The 17,021-nt window shown below is 68.0% G+C and carries 19 protein-coding genes; 12 read left to right on the forward strand and 7 right to left on the reverse strand.

All coding sequences use genetic code 11. The annotated features are described in order from the left end of the window. Window positions 1-16: 16 nt before the first annotated feature. Window positions 17-769 carry a GntR family transcriptional regulator gene (locus OG293_RS11710; RefSeq protein WP_405998732.1) on the reverse strand — a complete coding sequence of 251 codons (753 nt, stop codon included), beginning with the start codon at window positions 767-769 and terminating at the stop codon, window positions 17-19. 185 nt (window positions 770-954) lie between these two features. Between OG293_RS11710 and OG293_RS11715 the strand changes: the two genes are divergently transcribed. After that, the gene (locus OG293_RS11715) at window positions 955-1,101 is read left to right on the forward strand and encodes a hypothetical protein (RefSeq protein WP_405998733.1); all 147 of its coding nucleotides are present in this window, start codon (window positions 955-957) and stop codon (window positions 1,099-1,101) included. Between the two features lie 28 nt (window positions 1,102-1,129). On the opposite strand, the gene OG293_RS11720 is transcribed toward OG293_RS11715, so the two are convergent. Together OG293_RS11720 and OG293_RS11725 are read right to left on the reverse strand one after the other, a co-directional pair. Beyond that, window positions 1,130-1,813: a DUF4190 domain-containing protein gene (locus tag OG293_RS11720; protein ID WP_406003566.1), complete on the reverse strand. Its 684-nt coding sequence runs from the start codon at window positions 1,811-1,813 to the stop codon at window positions 1,130-1,132. 267 nt (window positions 1,814-2,080) lie between these two features. Then, on the reverse strand, window positions 2,081-3,658 hold the full coding sequence (locus tag OG293_RS11725) for a S8 family peptidase (RefSeq protein WP_405998734.1): 1,578 nt from the start codon (window positions 3,656-3,658) through the stop codon (window positions 2,081-2,083). 188 nt (window positions 3,659-3,846) lie between these two features. Here OG293_RS11725 and OG293_RS11730 point away from each other — a divergent pair, with 188 nt between their 5' ends. The 6 genes from OG293_RS11730 (at window position 3,847) to OG293_RS11755 (ending at window position 7,160) form a co-directional block, all read left to right on the forward strand. Next, window positions 3,847-4,944 (forward strand): pyridoxal-phosphate dependent enzyme, encoded by a 1,098-nt coding sequence (locus OG293_RS11730; RefSeq protein WP_405998735.1) that lies wholly within the window; start codon window positions 3,847-3,849, stop codon window positions 4,942-4,944. A gap of 176 nt (window positions 4,945-5,120) precedes the next feature. Then, window positions 5,121-5,804: a hypothetical protein gene (locus OG293_RS11735; protein WP_405998736.1), complete on the forward strand. Its 684-nt coding sequence runs from the start codon at window positions 5,121-5,123 to the stop codon at window positions 5,802-5,804. A gap of 198 nt (window positions 5,805-6,002) precedes the next feature. Further along, a complete protein-coding gene (locus tag OG293_RS11740) occupies window positions 6,003-6,224 on the forward strand; it encodes a PaaI family thioesterase (RefSeq protein ID WP_405998737.1) in 222 nt (73 codons plus the stop codon). Window positions 6,225-6,241: 17 nt separating this feature from the next. Continuing rightward, window positions 6,242-6,553 carry a DUF4326 domain-containing protein gene (locus OG293_RS11745; RefSeq protein ID WP_405998738.1) on the forward strand — a complete coding sequence of 104 codons (312 nt, stop codon included), beginning with the start codon at window positions 6,242-6,244 and terminating at the stop codon, window positions 6,551-6,553. A gap of 81 nt (window positions 6,554-6,634) precedes the next feature. After that, a complete protein-coding gene (locus OG293_RS11750; RefSeq protein ID WP_405998739.1) occupies window positions 6,635-6,904 on the forward strand; it encodes a type II toxin-antitoxin system Phd/YefM family antitoxin in 270 nt (89 codons plus the stop codon). Beyond that, window positions 6,897-7,160 carry a type II toxin-antitoxin system RelE/ParE family toxin gene (locus OG293_RS11755; RefSeq protein WP_405998740.1) on the forward strand — a complete coding sequence of 88 codons (264 nt, stop codon included), beginning with the start codon at window positions 6,897-6,899 and terminating at the stop codon, window positions 7,158-7,160. Before OG293_RS11750 ends, OG293_RS11755 begins: the two co-directional genes overlap by 8 nt. A 1,182-nt stretch (window positions 7,161-8,342) precedes the next feature. Here the strand turns inward: OG293_RS11755 and OG293_RS11760 are convergent. Further along, window positions 8,343-11,939: a Z1 domain-containing protein gene (locus OG293_RS11760; RefSeq protein ID WP_405998741.1), complete on the reverse strand. Its 3,597-nt coding sequence runs from the start codon at window positions 11,937-11,939 to the stop codon at window positions 8,343-8,345. 168 nt (window positions 11,940-12,107) lie between these two features. Between OG293_RS11760 and OG293_RS11765 the strand changes: the two genes are divergently transcribed. From OG293_RS11765 to OG293_RS11780, 4 genes are all read left to right on the forward strand, one after another. Further along, complete coding sequence (locus OG293_RS11765; RefSeq protein ID WP_405998742.1) at window positions 12,108-12,296, forward strand: hypothetical protein; 189 nt, start codon at window positions 12,108-12,110, stop codon at window positions 12,294-12,296. Window positions 12,297-12,545: 249 nt separating this feature from the next. Further along, the gene (locus OG293_RS11770; RefSeq protein ID WP_405998743.1) at window positions 12,546-12,932 is read left to right on the forward strand and encodes a CPCC family cysteine-rich protein; all 387 of its coding nucleotides are present in this window, start codon (window positions 12,546-12,548) and stop codon (window positions 12,930-12,932) included. Then, window positions 12,929-13,660 carry a HEAT repeat domain-containing protein gene (locus OG293_RS11775; RefSeq protein WP_405998744.1) on the forward strand — a complete coding sequence of 244 codons (732 nt, stop codon included), beginning with the start codon at window positions 12,929-12,931 and terminating at the stop codon, window positions 13,658-13,660. Before OG293_RS11770 ends, OG293_RS11775 begins: the two co-directional genes overlap by 4 nt. A gap of 3 nt (window positions 13,661-13,663) precedes the next feature. Continuing rightward, window positions 13,664-14,296 (forward strand): DUF6000 family protein, encoded by a 633-nt coding sequence (locus OG293_RS11780; protein ID WP_405998745.1) that lies wholly within the window; start codon window positions 13,664-13,666, stop codon window positions 14,294-14,296. Between the two features lie 320 nt (window positions 14,297-14,616). Here the strand turns inward: OG293_RS11780 and OG293_RS11785 are convergent, their stop codons facing one another. Then, window positions 14,617-14,748, reverse strand: coding sequence for a hypothetical protein (locus OG293_RS11785; RefSeq protein ID WP_352151732.1), 132 nt, complete (start codon window positions 14,746-14,748; stop codon window positions 14,617-14,619). Window positions 14,749-14,921: 173 nt separating this feature from the next. Further along, the gene (locus OG293_RS11790; protein ID WP_405998746.1) at window positions 14,922-15,272 is read right to left on the reverse strand and encodes a hypothetical protein; all 351 of its coding nucleotides are present in this window, start codon (window positions 15,270-15,272) and stop codon (window positions 14,922-14,924) included. 153 nt (window positions 15,273-15,425) lie between these two features. On the opposite strand from OG293_RS11790, the gene OG293_RS11795 reads away from it, so the two are divergent. Beyond that, window positions 15,426-16,490, forward strand: coding sequence for a serine/threonine-protein kinase (locus OG293_RS11795; protein ID WP_405998747.1), 1,065 nt, complete (start codon window positions 15,426-15,428; stop codon window positions 16,488-16,490). Window positions 16,491-16,602: 112 nt separating this feature from the next. Here OG293_RS11795 and OG293_RS11800 read toward each other — a convergent pair whose 3' ends face one another. Continuing rightward, a complete protein-coding gene (locus tag OG293_RS11800) occupies window positions 16,603-16,959 on the reverse strand; it encodes a hypothetical protein (protein WP_405998748.1) in 357 nt (118 codons plus the stop codon). Between the last annotated feature and the right edge of the window lie 62 nt (window positions 16,960-17,021).

Here is a 17,021-nt window from a genome sequence, read left to right on the forward strand (position 1 = left end):
TACCGGTCGGTAGGCGCTACTTCACCGGCAGGTGGTATGCGATCCGGTAGCGGTCCGCCGGGACCACGACGTCCGCCGTCTCGACCGCCCGCCCCGATGCGTAGTACGTCCGCTCCACGACCATCACCACATGCCCGGGGACTCCGCCGAGTGCCAGGAGCTCCTCCGCGAGCCCCGGCCGCGCGCCGACCTCCTCGGCCACGTTGTCCACGACGACGTCGATGCCCGCCATCCGCTCCACGACCCCGCAGCCGCCCAGCGGACCCTCCTCGGGCAGCATCACCGGTGTGCGTCCGGTGACTTCGAGCGGTTCCCACGATGTCGAGAGCATCATCGCCTCGCCCCCGTCACGGAACACATAGCGCGTACGCATCACGCGGTCGCCGATCTGGATGCCGAGGCGGACCGCGATCTCCGCGCTCGCCCCCTCCTGCTCACTGCTCGACTCCCAAGTGCCCCGGGTGTCTTCTTCGGCCTGTTCCTGGCGAAAGGGGTTGGCCCCGGACGGCGGGCGGTAGCCGGAGCGGGAGACGCGGCGCGGGACGGGGCGCTCGCGCACATAGGTGCCGGATCCGGAACGGCCCTCGACCAGGCCCTCCGCCATCAGGACCTTGCGCGCCTCCAGGGCGACGGTGTCCGAGACGCCGTACTCCTCTCGGATGCGGGCCTGCGACGGCAGCCGGGTGTGCGGAGGCAGCGAGCCATTGACGATCTTCTGACGGAGATCGCTCGCAACGCGCAGATAGGCGGGCTGCTCACCGAATGTCACTGGCCACTCCCAACAGGTTGACAGACAGCAACAGACTGGCAACCGTGGGTTGTTGACCGCAAGTATGGGCCAAGGTTTCACTCGAAGTGATGATTTGACCTTGCGAAGGGGTTTGCGGCGAGCATGGCCGCCATTCCGCGCCCGCACCCCTGACCTTAGTAGTCCAGACCAGTACGTTCCTGGCCATGCGTCGAACCCGCCGAAGATCCCTTGTCGGGACGGCCGTTGCCGCCTGTTCGCTCTCGCTCCTCGCCGCCCTCGCGCCCAGCGCCGCCGCTGGCCAGGCCCCGGACGGGAACCCGGCCCAGGACCACCACGGCACGACTTCGTAGCGAGTGCGGTGTCCGGGCCGTCGGCGGCTCAGGCGCCGGATTCCCCCGCGGCCGAGGTCGCACCCGTTCGCAGCGAACCCGTCATCTTTCCCTGGGTGGTGGCAAAGGCGCAGGTCACCGATCGGTCACCGAGACGCCAGCTGCGCTTGCTCGGCATGTAGTAGTACGTCTCCGCATGATCCGGGATGGCCGAGGCGTCCGGTACGTACGCGGTGTTGATCTCGACGCAGCGCTTCTCGGCCACCGGCTCCACCGCCGCCTCGCCGGGCCAGGCACCGCTCCGGTCCAGCTTGAAGACGCCCGTGATCTCACCCTCGTGCGGCTCGGTGCAGTCGACCACCGTGACGGTCGTGGTCTCCTGCTCCAGTTCCGCGCCCGGCGAGTTGAAGCAGTCGCCCTTGCGCAGATCGAGGGTGCTGCGGGAGTGCGATGCCTTGTCCACACCCTTGCGGAATCCGTCCCAGGCGCTGTGGAACCCGCCGGTCACCAGGGCGATCAGCACCAGCGCGGTGCTGACACCGGAGAGGATGCTGCCGGCGATCGCCATGCCCTTGCCGCGCTGGCCGTTGCGCCGGATCTGGGCGAGGGCCACGAGGCCGAAGATCAGCCCCAGCGGGGGTATGCAGCAGACGATCCCGAGCACAAGGGATGTGATGGCGAGCCCGTTGACGGGCGGCCGCGCGGGCGCGGGTGTGTACGGGGGCGGGTACATGGCCACGAGTACGGGCTCCTCATCCAGATGATGCCCGTTGGTCGAACAGGCGCCCGGGATCATACGCGCAAGGGGATGTCCGCGAGGTGCCACCGTCCACCCGAAGGGCGGGGCGTCGCGGACGGGCAAGACCTCGGGGACACGACCAGGGGGCGGCCGCCGCCGCGACCGCCCCCTCGTTCTCCGCCTGGTGCCTGGTCGTGTCCGCGGAGTCCAGCCTGGTCCGCGACGCGCTTGGCGCGGACTCAGATACTCCGCGGACACTCCCTAGAACTGCAGCGCCCAGGAGTCGATCTTGCCGATGTCGCCGGCCGCGTTGTCACTCACCCGCAGCTTCCAGGTGCCGTTCGCGGCCTCCGACGACGCGTTCACCGTGTACGCGGTGTTCACGTTGTCGGTGCTGCCGCCCGACCCGTACGCCTTCAGGTTGTAGACCGAACCGTCGGGCGCGACCAGGTCGATGCGCAGGTCGCCGATGTAGGTGTGCTTGACGTCCACCGGCACGCTCAGGTTCGACGGCGCGTTGCCGGCGACCCCGCTGACCGTGATCGGGGACTCCACGGTCGCGTTGTCCGCGACCGTGTGGTCGGCGGTGTTCTCGAACTTCACGCCGCTCGGAGGCTGCGTCGAGCCGGTGCCCACGTACAGCAGACGGTTCGGCGAGCCGGTGCCCGGGTTGCTCACCGCGCCGCTGATCGCGGCCGAGGTCAGCGCCGCGGAGACCTGCGCCGGGGTCGCGGTCGTGTTGGCCGCGAGGTAGAGCGCCACCGCGCCGGTGACGTGGGGGGTGGCCATCGACGTGCCGGAGATCGTTTTCTTCGCCGAGTCGCTGGTGTTCCACGCCGAGGTGATGGACGAGCCCGGGGCGAAGATGTCCAGCGCGCTTCCGTAGTTGGAGAAGCTGGAGCGGGCGTCGGTGCTGGTCGAGGAGCCGACCGTGATGGCCTCGGGCACCCGCGCGGGCGAGTGGTTCGAGGCGTTGGCGCCATCGTTGCCCGCCGCCACCGCGTAGGTGACGCCCGAGGCGATCGAGTTCTGCACCGCCGTGTCGAGCGCGGTGTCGATGCCGCCGCCCAGGCTCATGTTGGCGACCGCCGGCTTGACGGCGTGCTGCGTCACCCAGTCGATGCCGGCGACAACCTGCTCGGTCGTGCCCGAGCCGGAGTTGTCCAGCACGCGGACGCCGACGATCTTGGCCTTCTTGGCGACACCGTAGGCGTTGCCGGCGACGCTGGCGGCGACGTGCGTGCCGTGGCCGTTGCCGTCCTGGGCCGTGTTGTCGTTGTCGATGGCGTCGTAGCCGTACGACGCCCGGCCGCCGAAGTCGCTGTGGGTGATGCGTACACCGGTGTCGATGATGTACGCGGTGACCCCTTGGCCCGCAGTGTCCGGATATGTGTAGCTCTGGTTCAGCAGGCGGGCCTGCTGATCGATCCGGTCCAGGCCCCAGGACGGCGGGTTCGGCTGGGTGCCGGTCGCCTTGAAGATGCGGTTCTGCACGACGGACGCGACGGCCGGGTTCGCGGCGAACTTCTTCGCCTGTGCCTCGGAGAGCTGGACGGAGTAGCCGTTCAGCGCCGCGTTGTACGTCTTCCTGATCTTCGCCCCGTACTTGGCGGCGAGTGCCTTGCCCGCCTTCGAACCGGCATCGGGCGCCGACTCGTCGAGGGTCACGATGTAGCTGCCCTTGATGACTCCAGGTGCGCCCGCGTTCTGGATGACGCCGACGCGAGCCGTCCCGGCCGCGGTGGCCGTGAAAGCCGAGGCCGCGCCGATGGAGAGCGCGGCGGCGGCTATGGCGCCGCCCGTGGCGAGTCTTCGACGCGAATTACGCATCACTGACATGCGAGGGGTCCTCCTCATTGGTGGTGCGCTGGCGTGGGGGTGCGGCAGGACCATGACAATGCACGTCGGTTGAATCCGCTTCTTGCCGTCTCGTCCGCCAGCGAAAGATTGGCCGATCCTTGGAAATCACACAAGTGCATTGGGGGCGGCGTCACACATGCGCCACACAACTGCCATGCTGAGCACCCATGACCTCGTACTTCTGCCCCGACTGCGGCACCCGCCGCCCCGTCGATTCGGCCCCCTGGTGCTGTCCGGACTGCCGCGGCCCCTGGGACCTGGAATTCAACGCATCGCGCATCGCCGTCGAATCCCTGCCGGGCAGGGTCAATTCACTGTGGCGGTACGAAGAAGCGCTGCCGCTCGCCACGCCGGCCGTCTCCTTCGGCGAGGGACGGACCCCGCTCGTACCGCTCACCGGCACGGTCTCCGCGAAGCTCGACTTCCTGATGCCGACGCTCTCGTTCAAGGACCGCGGCGCGGTGATGCTGGCAGAACTCGCCCGCCGTCTCCAACCCCGGCGGGTGGTCGCCGACAGCAGCGGCAACGCGGGCACGGCCGTCGCCGCGTACTGCGCACGGGCCGGGCTCGACTGCACGGTCTACGTCCCCGAGGCCACCTCCGTCAAGAAGGTGGAGCAGATCCGGGCGCACGGCGCCCGCCTCGTACTCGTCCCCGGCGACCGCGAGGCCACGGCCCGGGCGGCCCGCGCGGCAGCCGACGAGCCTGGCACCTTCTATGCGAGCCACGTCTACAACCCGTACTTCCTGCACGGCACCAAGACTTATGTGTACGAGCTGTGGGAGGACCTCGGCGGTGCCCTCCCGGACGCGATCGTGGTCCCCGTGGGCAACGGCACGCTGCTCCTCGGAGCGGCCCTCGCCATCGGCGAACTCCTTGCGCAGGGTCTGATCACCGAACGCCCCGCCCTGGTCGCGGTCCAGGCCGAGGCGGTCTCCCCGCTGGCCGCCGCCTTCCACGCCGGCGCCGAGGATCTGCTCGACGGCCCGCCTGCGCCCGGCCCGACGCTTGCCGAGGGCATCGCGATCCCCCGTCCGCCAAGGGCCCGGCAGATCCTGCGGGCCGTACGGGAAACGGGCGGCACCTTCCTCACGGTGACGGAAGACCAGATCCGGGCGGCTCAGCTCGACCTGGCCGCCCGCGGACTGTTCGTCGAGTCCACGGGCGTCGCCTGCTGGGCGGCGGCCGGTGCCCGGAGCGAAGGCACCGCAGTCGTCCCCCTCTGTGGCGCGGGCCTGAAGACGGGGCTTGCGCCGCGGCCGTGACCGGCGTTCCAGTCGGTCCAGGTGTCGTGCTCGATGAAGACACCGTGTCTCCCGCATCTCACCCATCACGCCGGTTGCGGTGACAAGCGCGGAACCAACCTACGAGCGATGGCCCGGCGGGCGGATGTACGCGATGCCGGAGCTTGGCCACGGGCGGCTCACCCCGTCCCGGGGGCATGCTGTTGGATGGGCGCGTGACCGTATCCGATGTCGCTCGGCAACTGCCGCCCGTCCCCGTCCTGCGTGACCTCTGCCGCTCGATCGCCATGCTGGAAGCGATGGTGAGCCCCGAGTGGGAGGACCGGCTGTACTCCTTCGACGCGCGCTGGTCCACGTCCGAGGAAATGGCGTCGATGCGGACCGCCTCGGGCGACGAGTACGCCATCGTCTTCGCCCCGTACGGCGCGTTCGTCCGGGGCTTCGCCCATGAATCACCGATGAGCCCGTACGTGGCCGACGGCACCTGGCCCGGTGTGCTCGACGAGGTCCCGGAGGTCTTCCGGCCGTGCGTGCAGGAACCGGCCTTCACCGACGAGGACGGCATGCCCGTCGTGACGGCCTGCCTGTGGCGCGAGCCCGCCGACGAGGGCTGGCGGACGGGGACGATCGCGTTCCCCGAGGACGAGGATGACCCGGACGGGGCCGATGGGTTGTTCGCGCTGCTGACGGCCGGGACCCCGCAGGCGTACAAGGAGTTCGCCGAGGACTACTACGACCTCCGGCTCGACCTGGCGGCCGTACGCCATGTGTACGCGCTGCGACCTCTGACGCCCGACGTGATCGCGGCGCTCAATCCCCACCTGACGCCGGACGAACTCACGGAGGACATCGACTCGATCGGCTATCCGCAGGAGCTGTGAGGGCGGCGGGGCCGGGCGGGCAGGGGCACGGCGGGAGTGGGACGGGCGTGAGCATGGCGGGCGGGAGTGAGGCCGGCCCGTCGACGATGCTTCCCTCCAGGGCCCTCCAGGGCGGGTTGCCCCTCCCAACCGGCTCCGAGTTCATGCTCCGCGGAGGATCGTCAGGCCCGTGGTCAACGGCCGCGCAACGACCCCGCCGTGCTTTTGCCGGCCCGCACGGACACCACCATCCAGCTGGGCGTGAACATGGTGCGCCCGGCGTTCGCCCACACCGGCCCGCCGCGCTGCGAGGGCACCGTGATCCACGCGGGCCGGACCACGGCGACCGCCGAGGCGCGCGTGATCGGCACGGCCGACGGCAAGCTCTACGCACACGGCACGACCACCTGCGCGATCTTCGCGTTGCCCGGCGCGGCCTGAGGCCGGAGGATCCACCCATGGACAGGACGACCGTGGTCAACCTCAAGGGACATCGCGACGACCCCGATTACGCGGATGTGGTCTACGTGGGCCGCGCGATGCACCGCGGCGGGTGGCACCTCGACGCCTCCCCACTGGCCAGCCCCTTCCGCCCGGGCCCGGACGGCACCCGCGAAGAGGTCATCGAGAAGTACCGCACCTACCTCCTGACCCGCCCGGACCTGCTGGCGCAGCTGCCGTCCCTGCGGGGCCGGCGCCTGGGCTGCTGGTGCGTACCGGAACGGTGCCACGCGGAGGTTCTGGCGGAACTGGCGGACGGGGGCGCCTGAGAGGTGCCGATCGCGTGGCTCCCGGGGCCGGACCAAGCCGCCGCGTTGTGTACACATGGGACACTCGGTACCCTTGGGCGCATGACGCAGCCACTGCCCATAGAGTCCATCCGCGACGTGCGTGCACACCTGGCGGAGGTCGTGGAGCGCGCAGACCGCGACGACCTACCCACGGTGATCACGCGCCGAGGCAAGGAAGTCGCCGCCGTCGTCTCCATCGAGGTACTGCGCAAGTACCAGGAATGGGAAGAGCGCGAGATCAACCGGATCATCGACGAACGCATGGCCAACCCGGCACCCGGCATCCCGATCGAGGACATCATGAGGGAGACGCTGGCGCGCAGTGAGTGAGTACCGGACCGTCTTCCGGCCCGAAGCTCAGGCGGAGCTGCGCAAGATCCCCCGCGACATGGCGCTCCGTATCCTGGCCAAGCTAACCGAGCTGGAAGGCGACCCACTCGGCTTCAACACCACCGCACTCGTGTCCCAGCCCGAACGCCGCCGCCTACGTGTGGGTGACTATCGCGTCGTCTACACGATCGACAACGGTGAGCTGGTGGTGTGGGTCGTTCACGTGGGGCATCGTTCCACCGTTTACGACACCTGATCCTGCGCCAGGAACAGCTGCGATCGGCCGGAATCCGCTGGAGGTAGCGGCACCAATGTCCAGGCGGCCGCGCCAGATACGGGGAAGCTTCGAATGGTCGTGGCCAAGCCGGTACATGATGCACTTCGTGCGCGAAGCGATCCACGGCCTTGGTATCCGTGTCGATCGGTGCCCCGGAGCGGTGGCACAGGATCGTCCTCGCCTCATGCGTGACTCCGCCTTTCGGCACGTGCCGGATCGTGTGCTTCACGAAACCCATTGATGAGCGGGTCACGATTCCCCCGTGGGCCTGTCGCTTTGCCTTGCACGACGGGCATTCGCAGGGCGGGAATCCGAATCCCTTGTCGGACGGATTGCCGGGCGGGGCAAGGTGCGTCACCTTGTCCTGTACTTCTGTCCGGGCGGCTGTCTCGGCGTTGATCCGATACACAGCGATCGTCATGGTGGTCACGTGATCACGTGCCCTTTCCGGTTGGCGCATGGCGCCATTCCTCGCCCAGATGACACAACAGGTAAGGCCGGACCAGGGTCAGAGGGCGCTCCCAAGGCGCGGGCGGGAACCACTGCGCGCGAGGCTCCGGCAGCAGCGGAACGTGCCTCGCCCCGCGGTCCTCCCGCAGGTGGCTCGCATCCACCCCATGGGGCGGGAAGTTTTTCGGGTGGTGTCGTCGCTGCACAGGCGGAGCAACCCGGAGCTGAGGAGGCTGTCCAAGCTCTCTCTGGGGTCGCGCTCTGATCCACCTTCGGCCACGTGACCAACGCATGACCAACAGCGGCCAGAAACGGCAGCTGAGAAGGGTGTTCGGGCACGCCCCAAGGGTCACCACCAAGTCACCACCGTGCCCAGCAAAGCAAGAAAACAGCCCGGAACGCTCCGAAGAGCGACCGGGCCGTTTACCATCTGACCTGCATGTTTGACCCCTGACCACCTGGAGTGGTGAGGATCCCCGGATCTTGGGCTAAACGTTGAAGCGGAATGTCTGCGGACTGGTCCTGACCTGCGGCGGAGTCCCGTCCAGGGCTCTGACCTGGGATTTCCTCGTTGGGATGCGTTGGCTCCCGACGGCCGTTTACGGGTGTCCTGCGGACTGGCTGCGGACTGAGCACAGGCCCGACTCCGGCCCGACATTGCACGAGCCGAACCTTGTCCGTCCGTGACGCCAGAGATGGGGCGCTGTCTCGCTATACGTCGCCCGCCTGGAAGCGGATAGCCGGCCCGGATCCGTCGGCATCCGTCCTGTCCGGAGTGAGCAACGCGAAGGCGATGGAGACGCGGGCGGGATCGACAGGGTGCACCAGCGCCTGCTCGGGCTCGACGACGGGATAGAGCAGCGCGATCCCGCGCTCGCCATCACGCAGCAGCTCCCGGACCACCCGACGGTGGCCGGGATCACTGATCGCGCCGAAGGCACCCGGGCGCCGACGAGCACGCCGGAACAGTGAGATCTCAGGCGTCCCGGGGAGGGGTCCCTTCAGAGCGTTCACCGAGGCAAGCTGCGGGGCAACGATCAGCCATTCCCCCAGGGGCGCCGAGCCAGTGCCGAGACTCCGCAGATAAGCGAGGTGCGGTGCGAAGACCTTCGGATGGTCCCACTCCAGTCCGCCCAGTACGTCGAGCAGCTGTCCGTGTGTGACGATCGCGGTGAGTGCCGAGAACGAGGCGGCCCTCGTCCCGTCGTGGGCGGGCACCGAGAACTGCTCCAGCGGTCCGCCCAGAGCCGACAGCACCGGCCGCCACCGTTCCGTGTTCCGTGTGATCGTGGCTCCACCGACAGGCAGTGCGCTCGGCTCGATCCATCTTCCGGGCGAGCGGATCTCCACAAGCCGGGCATTCATCATTTTGCTGGCGCTCGTGGGCTTCAGCTCCGGGAGGTACTGAGCCACCAGCGGCCTGATCTGCGACGGCGTGATCGCCGGGCCGCCGTCCACCGGCTTGGCGTAGTCGGCGAGCTGTGCCCGGAAGGCGTCTTCGTCGCGGCAGGCGGCCTCGAACGCCTCGTACAGGTCGATGCCGTGGTCGCCTCCCGTGCCACGCCCGATGTACAGCCGCACCAGGTCCCGGTAGCCGTGGCGGAACCCGAACCAACGGCCCATCTGCATGAGTGAGTCAGCTTGGTTGGTGCTGCGCCGGTAGTACGTGACGGTCAGACCTTCGACGGTGAAGCCACGGGATAGTTTGGCGCCTCCCACAAGGATCTTCCACACCGGACGGCGGTCGAAGTCCACGGTCCCGCTCTCGATGTCCCGGTCGCCGTTGACCACGACGACGGGACCTTCTCCCCCTTCGATGCGGGTGCGCGCCGCGCGGAGGTACGGCACCAGGTCACCGAAGTCCGGTGGCCGCACGAACCCGTCGTGGTGGTGGGCCGAGACTGGTGCGAAGTCGGACTCGAACAGGGCGTGCAGCCGTCCGAGCCCCCCGCCCCGCTCCTGCTGGTCCGCGTGCCAGAGCTGGGCGATCCGGGTCGCGCTCTCGCGGTGGTCGGCCATCCGTACGGACTCGTGGACGAGCATCGTGTGGTGGCGGTAGCCGATACCGCTCGGGTCGTGCGCCTCACGGTAGAGCTTGACTGCCGCCGACAGGAGAAAGGCGTCCATTGCCTGCCGCAGGTACACGTCGTCATCGCCCCCGGTCTCCCCCATGGGTCGGACGTGCGCGAGCTCCTTCGAGTCGGCGACCGTCCGCTCGTCCACTGGCACGGGTGAGTCGAAGTCGTGGAACTCGCGCGCCCCCATGTAGCCGGAAGGGCGGGGCAGAGCGATCACGAAGTCCTTGGGAAACAGGTCCTCCTGATCGGTCGGGTCGATCAGGACGTTCGCGAACGGGGTGGCGGTGTAGGCAACGTACTGGGCGCGCGGGAGCAACCCCAGCAGTTCGGAGACGAGGCCGTTGATCGCCGTGCGTTCGGCACCTTCCCGTCCTCTCCCGGAGTGTGCCGTGTTCACCGATCCGTGGTCCGACTCATCGTCCACGATCAGGACGGGAACCTCTTCGAGCTGTCGCCCCAGCCGCCGAAGGTCGCTGACGACCCGCGCCAGAACCGCCTTGTTCTTCTTCACCACCATGAGTCGCGCCGCGCTGCGGTGCAGGTTGCGTGGGTCGTGGAACGGCAAGGTGGGATCGGCCTTCTCGAATTCAAGCGCGGTGATGCCCTGGCGCAGCGCCTGATAGTCGTCGTCACGGGTAGTGAGTCGGATGACGTCGAACGCGCCGAGGCGTGATGGGAGTTCGCCGTGCGAGAGGAATCCGCCCCGCTGCCACTGCGGGTCGTCGGCGTACTCGGAGTACTCCTCGGGAGCGCCGCGCAGAATGTTCTCCTTGCCCACCAGTTCCATGTCGAGACGCCGTTGAGTCTGGGAGCGCAACATGTTGAGGGAGCCACTGAGCACGATCACCAGCCGGTAACCGCGGTCCACCGCCTTGGCGATCACGCCGGTGAAGTTCGCGGTCTTCCCGGACTGGACATGCCCCATCACCAGGCCCTTGGTCTGATAGGCGACCGCGTCCGTGGGGTCGGCGAGCCGCTCAACCACTCGGTCGGCAGCCTCGTCGATACCGGTCACGGCCTCAGCCGACCAGCCCTTGAGGTCCCTCAAGCACCGTTCGTAGGCGGGCCAGTACCAGCCGTCGGCGAAGCGCGCCGGAGTGGCCCACGGCTGTGGCGGTTCACCGATGACGATGGGGCCGGCGGCGAAGGAGATCGGGATCAACTCGGTCAGAATCCGGCGGGTGGCGGGCTCTAGGGCGAGGGCTTCGTACAGTGCGATCCGTCGCTCGGCGCTGCGGGGCGGGCTGTCCGTCCACCGCGGGCCCGTCTCGTGGTCCCACCGATTGATGTTCCGTCGCCAGGAGTCGACCAACGGGCCCGCGGCGGCTCCGGCTGTCAGCTGGCCACGCAGCACGTGCTGTGAGGTATCGGGCCGGGCCGATAGGTCGGGGGACACGTACACGACTGCTCGGGCAAAAGGCCGAGGACCGGACCCGGCCATGGTCTCGAAGGCCAGGTCATGCAGCTCGACCGTTGCCTCCCCCAGCGGTCCGACATCCGGATCGCCCAGAGGAACGAGGGCATCCAGCACGTCGCGGTGGCGCTGTTCGAGTTCCAGCCGGTCATAGGTCGCGCATCGGCGATCCCGTGTACCCGGCAGGGAATCCGTCCCCGCCATGGTGGGTGCGGAATCCGCACCCACCAAGATGGTGCGCCAGGAGGCCAGAACGGTGGAACGCACTCGGACGGGCATGTCACGGGCACCGGGTGCGTGCTGTGCCGCGTAGCGGTCCAGCTCGGTCAGGAAGGCGTCGCCACGGTCCTCCAGCGATCCCGTAAAGATGTGCAGTTGAGTGCGCAGCCGACGGATCTCCGTGAGGGCCCGGTTCAGGGCGGCCTCCGCTTCCGTGCTTCTGCGATCTGCCTCCTTGGCCTGTTCGGCCGTGCGGCGGACCTGGGCGCTCAGCGTCCTTATCTGGTGCTGTGGGTCCTTGCGCCCCTCCTTGGCGGCGTCATGGAGGCGCCGCAGTTCTTCGGCCTCGGCTACGAAGAGCCTGTCTCCGGCAAGCCCGATGAGCTGTTCGACGAACTCCACAGGCGGAAAACTCTTACACCTGAGGTACCTGCTGATCGTCGCGAAGTTCCACGACAGTTTGCGGGCGACGGCCCTGCGCGATAGGCCCAGCGCGTCGAAGGCCGCGCGCATGGCCTCTACGAGGTCCAGTTCGGCGGCGGACAGATCGGCGCGAGACTCATCGAGCGTGCCGTCCGCCCGATTGTCTGACAGCACCACCCATTCCTACCTGCTACCTCTGACACCCGGGGGTGTTGCGCGGAATCCTGCAACACCCCAACTGTTGCAGCCCGCTCTGCAACATGTTGCCCCGTGCGCAACACCCTTCGAGTACCGGAACGTCGTCACCGGAACTGCCCGACCTCACCACCAGGACGACGAACAATGCGCAAGCCCAAGGCGATCAAGAAGGACCTGAAGACGACCTCGAAGTGGACGGTCCGCATCCGGCTGCTACGTCGGTTCGCCCGCCGCGCCTGGTCAGGTCTCATCAGGCACATGCTCCGCGGCGCGGCTTCGGCGCTCGGTTCCACACTCATGGCGTGGCTCATCTGGTGGGCGATGAACCGGTGAAGCGCAAGACGATTCCCTTCGTGCCGATCGGCGTTGTCGGAGAGCCGGCTCCCGACCGCACTGGCTGAAGCCGGAACCACACGTCGGCACCGCACGAGGAAGGGGCCGGGCCCACCAGAGCCCGACCCTTTTTCTCTGCACGTTCGGCGAGTTATGCGTGGAAGCGGAATGGATCCGGGCAAGCATCTTGCGGTCGTTCAGCCTGGAAATAAATGGCATCGGGACGGGCCCGTCGCTGAGAATACGCGGGTGAGCCACCGCCAGCCGTGTCCCTGCTGCGGGCACCTCGTGTTGGACGAGATGCCCGGGTCGTACGAGATCTGCCCCGTCTGCTTCTGGGAGGACGACGGAGTCCAATTCCGCTGGCCGGCCGCGCCCGTCGGCGCCAACAGGGTCACACTGATCGAGGCTCAGCGGAACTACCAGGACTTCGGCGCCTGCGACCAGCGCGGCCGCCAGTACGCCCGCCCTCCGGCCGCGGACGAGCCGCTCGACCCCGCCTGGCGCCCCATCGACCCGACTCGCGACTCCTTCGAGGACTGGGAGGCTGACAAACGCACCCCGTGGCCCGACGACCGCTCGGTGCTCTGCTGGTGGCTCCCCACCTTCTGGCGTCGCAGCCACCCGGCGTCATGACGTCCCGCATCGACGCACTCGTGCAGCAGCTCGACGGCGAGGCCGCCGCGTCCTACGACGCCCGCGCGGAACTGATCTGCATCGGCTCCGACGCCATCCCCGCCATCGTCGACGGGCTGCCCTCCCTCGGCGGCTTCGGTCACCTGACGGCCTTCGAGGTCTTCGAAGAGGTGGGCGATCCCCGCTGCGGCCTCGCCCTCATCGGCCTACTGGACAGCGACAATCCGACCGTCCGCGAGTGGGCGGCCATGGCCTTGGCGAGCCTGGAGATCGGTGGTGCGGTCGAGCCACTGCGCCGCGCCTACCGCGCCTGCCTGGAACGACAGACCCCGCCCGACTGGACCGAGCCTGGCGGCATCCGTTGGGCTCTGACGGAACTCGGCGCCCGCACCCCTGTCGTCCCACCGCTCACCGCGCGCTTGCGCACCGCCGCTGCAGATGACGCCCCCGGATGGCCCTCAGCCCACTTCGCCGAGATCATCAACGACCTGGCCGACCACGCCCAGGTGGTCCTCTACTCCCAATTCTGGCGGGTGGACGCCGGCCGCACGTACGGCATCTCCGGCACCGGCCTGGACTGGGAACTCGACTGGACCGCGCCCTGGGAGCACCTCGTCGAAGAGTCCCGCACGTGGTCGCTACTGGAAGCCTCCGAAGCCCCCGTCGGCGAGAACATCTTCGTCGCCCCCACCTGGATCGACCGTGCCGACCTATCCCCGGAGAGGTGACCGATGCCGTTCCAGCACCCCGAGGAAATCGGTTACGGCTACGTGATCGAGCGCTACGTGACGAGGAAGGACTCGGACCACCCGCGCTACCTCGAACTGAACAGCGCGCGCATCCTGCGGCCGGGGTGGCCTCACGCCAAACGCTTCGCCCGCCACCTGATCGACGACGCCTCCGCCATCACCGACGCCGAACTGGAAGCGCTCCTCGCCTACGAATGGCGCTCGCGCCTCACCGCCGCCTGCCTGATCGGCGTTGACCGCCGCGAATCATTCCGCGGGCGCATCGGCGACCTCCTCCTCGCCAGCGAGGTCTGCTACTCCGGCAACGCCTACTGCTTCGCCCTGGCCCGCCTCGGCACCCACGCCGATGCCGAGCTCCTCATCGCCTACCTCGACCACTACCTCCCCCGCACCGACCTCCGCTACGACCAACCCGCAGCCCTCGGCGCCCTCCTCCACCTTGACGCCCGCCTCGGCACCCACCGCGCGGCCCGCTTCACCCAGCCCGACGGCCTCTGGGACCACTGGGTCAACGCCCTGGCCCATCTCCGCGACCACCCCGACTACACCCCTACTGAGCAGCGCCGCTGGACGGACCTCCACTGCGCCTTCGCCAACGGCTGGACCCGGCCGTAGCCGTGGCTCAGTTACCCGTAGGCAGCCTGGGGTGGGGAACCCGTCGTACCTCAGGATGGGGATGGATGGGCACTCGACTTGCTACCCGCGGGGGCCGAAGGCAACGTCGTTGGTAACGGAATCAGTATCGCTATTGGCACGCCGTCGTTGCCCATCAAGACTGCACATACCGAAAGTCAGTGAACCGATGGGGGTGTACTGATGAGTGACCTGTTGGACGCGGTCGACACGGCTCACGGCAACATCGAGCGCCTAGCTGATCCAGGTGCCCTTCGCGACGCCACCGAGCAAGTGATGGCTGTCGCACGTCAGCATGGCACTCAGGCGATCCTCGCCGCCAGCCCCGTCGCGGAGCGCTTGGTGGGAGCGCTCTTGTCGTCGTACAGCGAGTTGGTCAGCTTGTCCTCGCAGGCAGCCTTAGCATCCCAGAACGTGCTGATCGTGGACGTCAACCTTGCCAGCGGCACTACTGTGGCGCAGGCCGCACGCCACGCCCGCAGCCTCGGAGCACGACGTATCCACGCAGTCGTCCTCCACCAACTGACCGCGGTCGCAGCGCAAGCCGCAGACTGTGGCGTGGATGTGTTGGACGTACTCGGAGAACTACCACCGGCGCGCCCGTCCTCTACGACGGATTCGGGTCTGTAGATGCAGCGGGCAGAGCAGTGAGAGCCGCCGCAGCCGCAGCCGATCGCTTGGAGTCCAACGCCTTACCCCGTGCAAGAGCATCGGCCTTGCTCAGGCCAAGCGCCTCGCCGACTTCCTTGCCGTTGCGGTACACAACCTGCTGGATCTTGTGATCGCGGCTGACGTATCCGAGAGCGCCTTCGACCATGAGGCGGTGGCGCGGTGCTGCCATACGGTTGCCAGACGGGCTGACGTCCGCGATGCAGATCACCACAGCATCGGGGTTCAAAGCTGAGAGCTTGCTACTGAGCTTTCGCCCCAAGTCTTCCACCTGGTCAATGACCTCCAACGCTGCCGTCCGGAGCTCACACACCTCCAGCATCCGCGGCCCGCCGTGCCATCCCTCAAGGGCGACACAGGTAACTACCGGACCTCGCCCTGCCGTTGGGAAACCCACACTGATCCCAAGTACCACCATGCGCAGCACTATAGGGTGTCGGGCATGTCGGGAACGGTCATCGCCCAGGTCGGCAACCGCCAGATCGGGAACCGCATCAGCGATCGCTACAAGGTGCTGGAACGCCTTGGGCGTGGATCCGGTGGCGAGGTCTACCGGGTCGAGGATGAGCACCTGTGCACGGAAGTAGCGCTGAAGCTCTTCGAGCCCTTGCCGGGTCAACCGGCAACGTGGGACGAGGCCCAGGTACTCAAGCAGTTGCAGAGCCAGTACCTCCTCGCCGTCTACAACGCCGACATTGCCAGCGGTACCGACATCCGGTACATCACCATGCCTGTTATGGACGGCGACCTTGAATCGGCCGCGACGCCCTTCGGCGTAGCCGCTGCCAAGGCGGTGCACTGGGGCCAACAGCTCGGCTACGGGCTCGAGCGCATCCACGCCGCCGGTCTGCTGCATCGTGACGTCAAGCCCGGCAATGCCTTCGTCGACACGGGTGACGACGTCCTGCTGGGAGATCTCGGCTTTGCCGTACGGATGGACGCTGATGGCCAGACGGTGGCGAACGGAACACTCGCCACCGTGGCTCCGGAGGTATTGAGCACGGGTAAGTGTTCGGTGGCCTCGGATGTCTACTCGCTGGCTGCAACCATGTTCTACCTCCTCTCCGGGCAATACCCGAATGGCCCGCTGAGCCTGGGACGACAAGCTCGTAAAGATCGAATCCTCCGCGACCAGTTCGACAAGCTCCGGGATGTCGCCCCGCACGTCTCCCAGAGTCTGCGCAGCGTCGTCGAGCGGGGGCTGTCCAAGGATCCAGCGGCTCGGCCCGGCAGTGCGCAAGACTTCGCCAACCAGCTCGCCCGGTGTTCGCACCATCGCCGGCCTTGGCGCCGCATCGCGGCCCACGACGGTCACGACCAGTGCTTCGAAGGCGGTGCAGCCGGGTCGGCGAAAGAGATCTCGGTATGCGTGCTGCGGGACATACGCGGCCACAGCAGCATCGAAGTACGGCACGCAACAGGACGCCGACTGCGCCAGCACGAGAAGAGCGGGCTCCAGCGAGACCACGTACCCGCCGCATTGCGTTCGCTGTTTCGCGGCCTGTAGCACGGCGGCAGGGACCGCCGAATGCCATGGCGTGCTGTTTGTCCCATCGCAAGACCGAGCGGGTGAGCGGCGCTTCCCCGGCGGGCGAGACCGACTTGCGATCCGGAGTCAGTCAGGGCCGCAGCCGCCGAGCCTGCGGGTCGTAGCAAACGAGCCCCATCGATGCCGCGAGATCGGCAGCGTAGGTCGAAGCCTCCTCGGCCATGCTGTAGCGCATCGGGAAGTAGATGAACGGGCCGGCCGCCTCGCCGATCAAGGGCCCGGTCGACCAGGGAGAGGTGTCTTCCTCGTCCTCCGCGAGGTCCACCCATCGCGCCAGGAGCCCGGCAACGTACTCGGCGACGCGCGGTGACGGTGGAAACTCTTCGTCTGTGTCGATGTAGCGGTCGTACAGCTTGGTGAGGATCTCACCCGCGATCACATCGTCTGCGGGTCTGTCGCCTTCCCACACCGCCAGGTCGTAGCTCATGGCCGCACTGTGCCACGCCCCACTGACAGCACCCCTCCGGCCTCGCCACTCACTCAGCCGGA

Source organism: Streptomyces sp. NBC_00829 (genome assembly GCF_045161795.1).
Classification (GTDB): Bacteria; Actinomycetota; Actinomycetes; order Streptomycetales; family Streptomycetaceae; genus Streptomyces.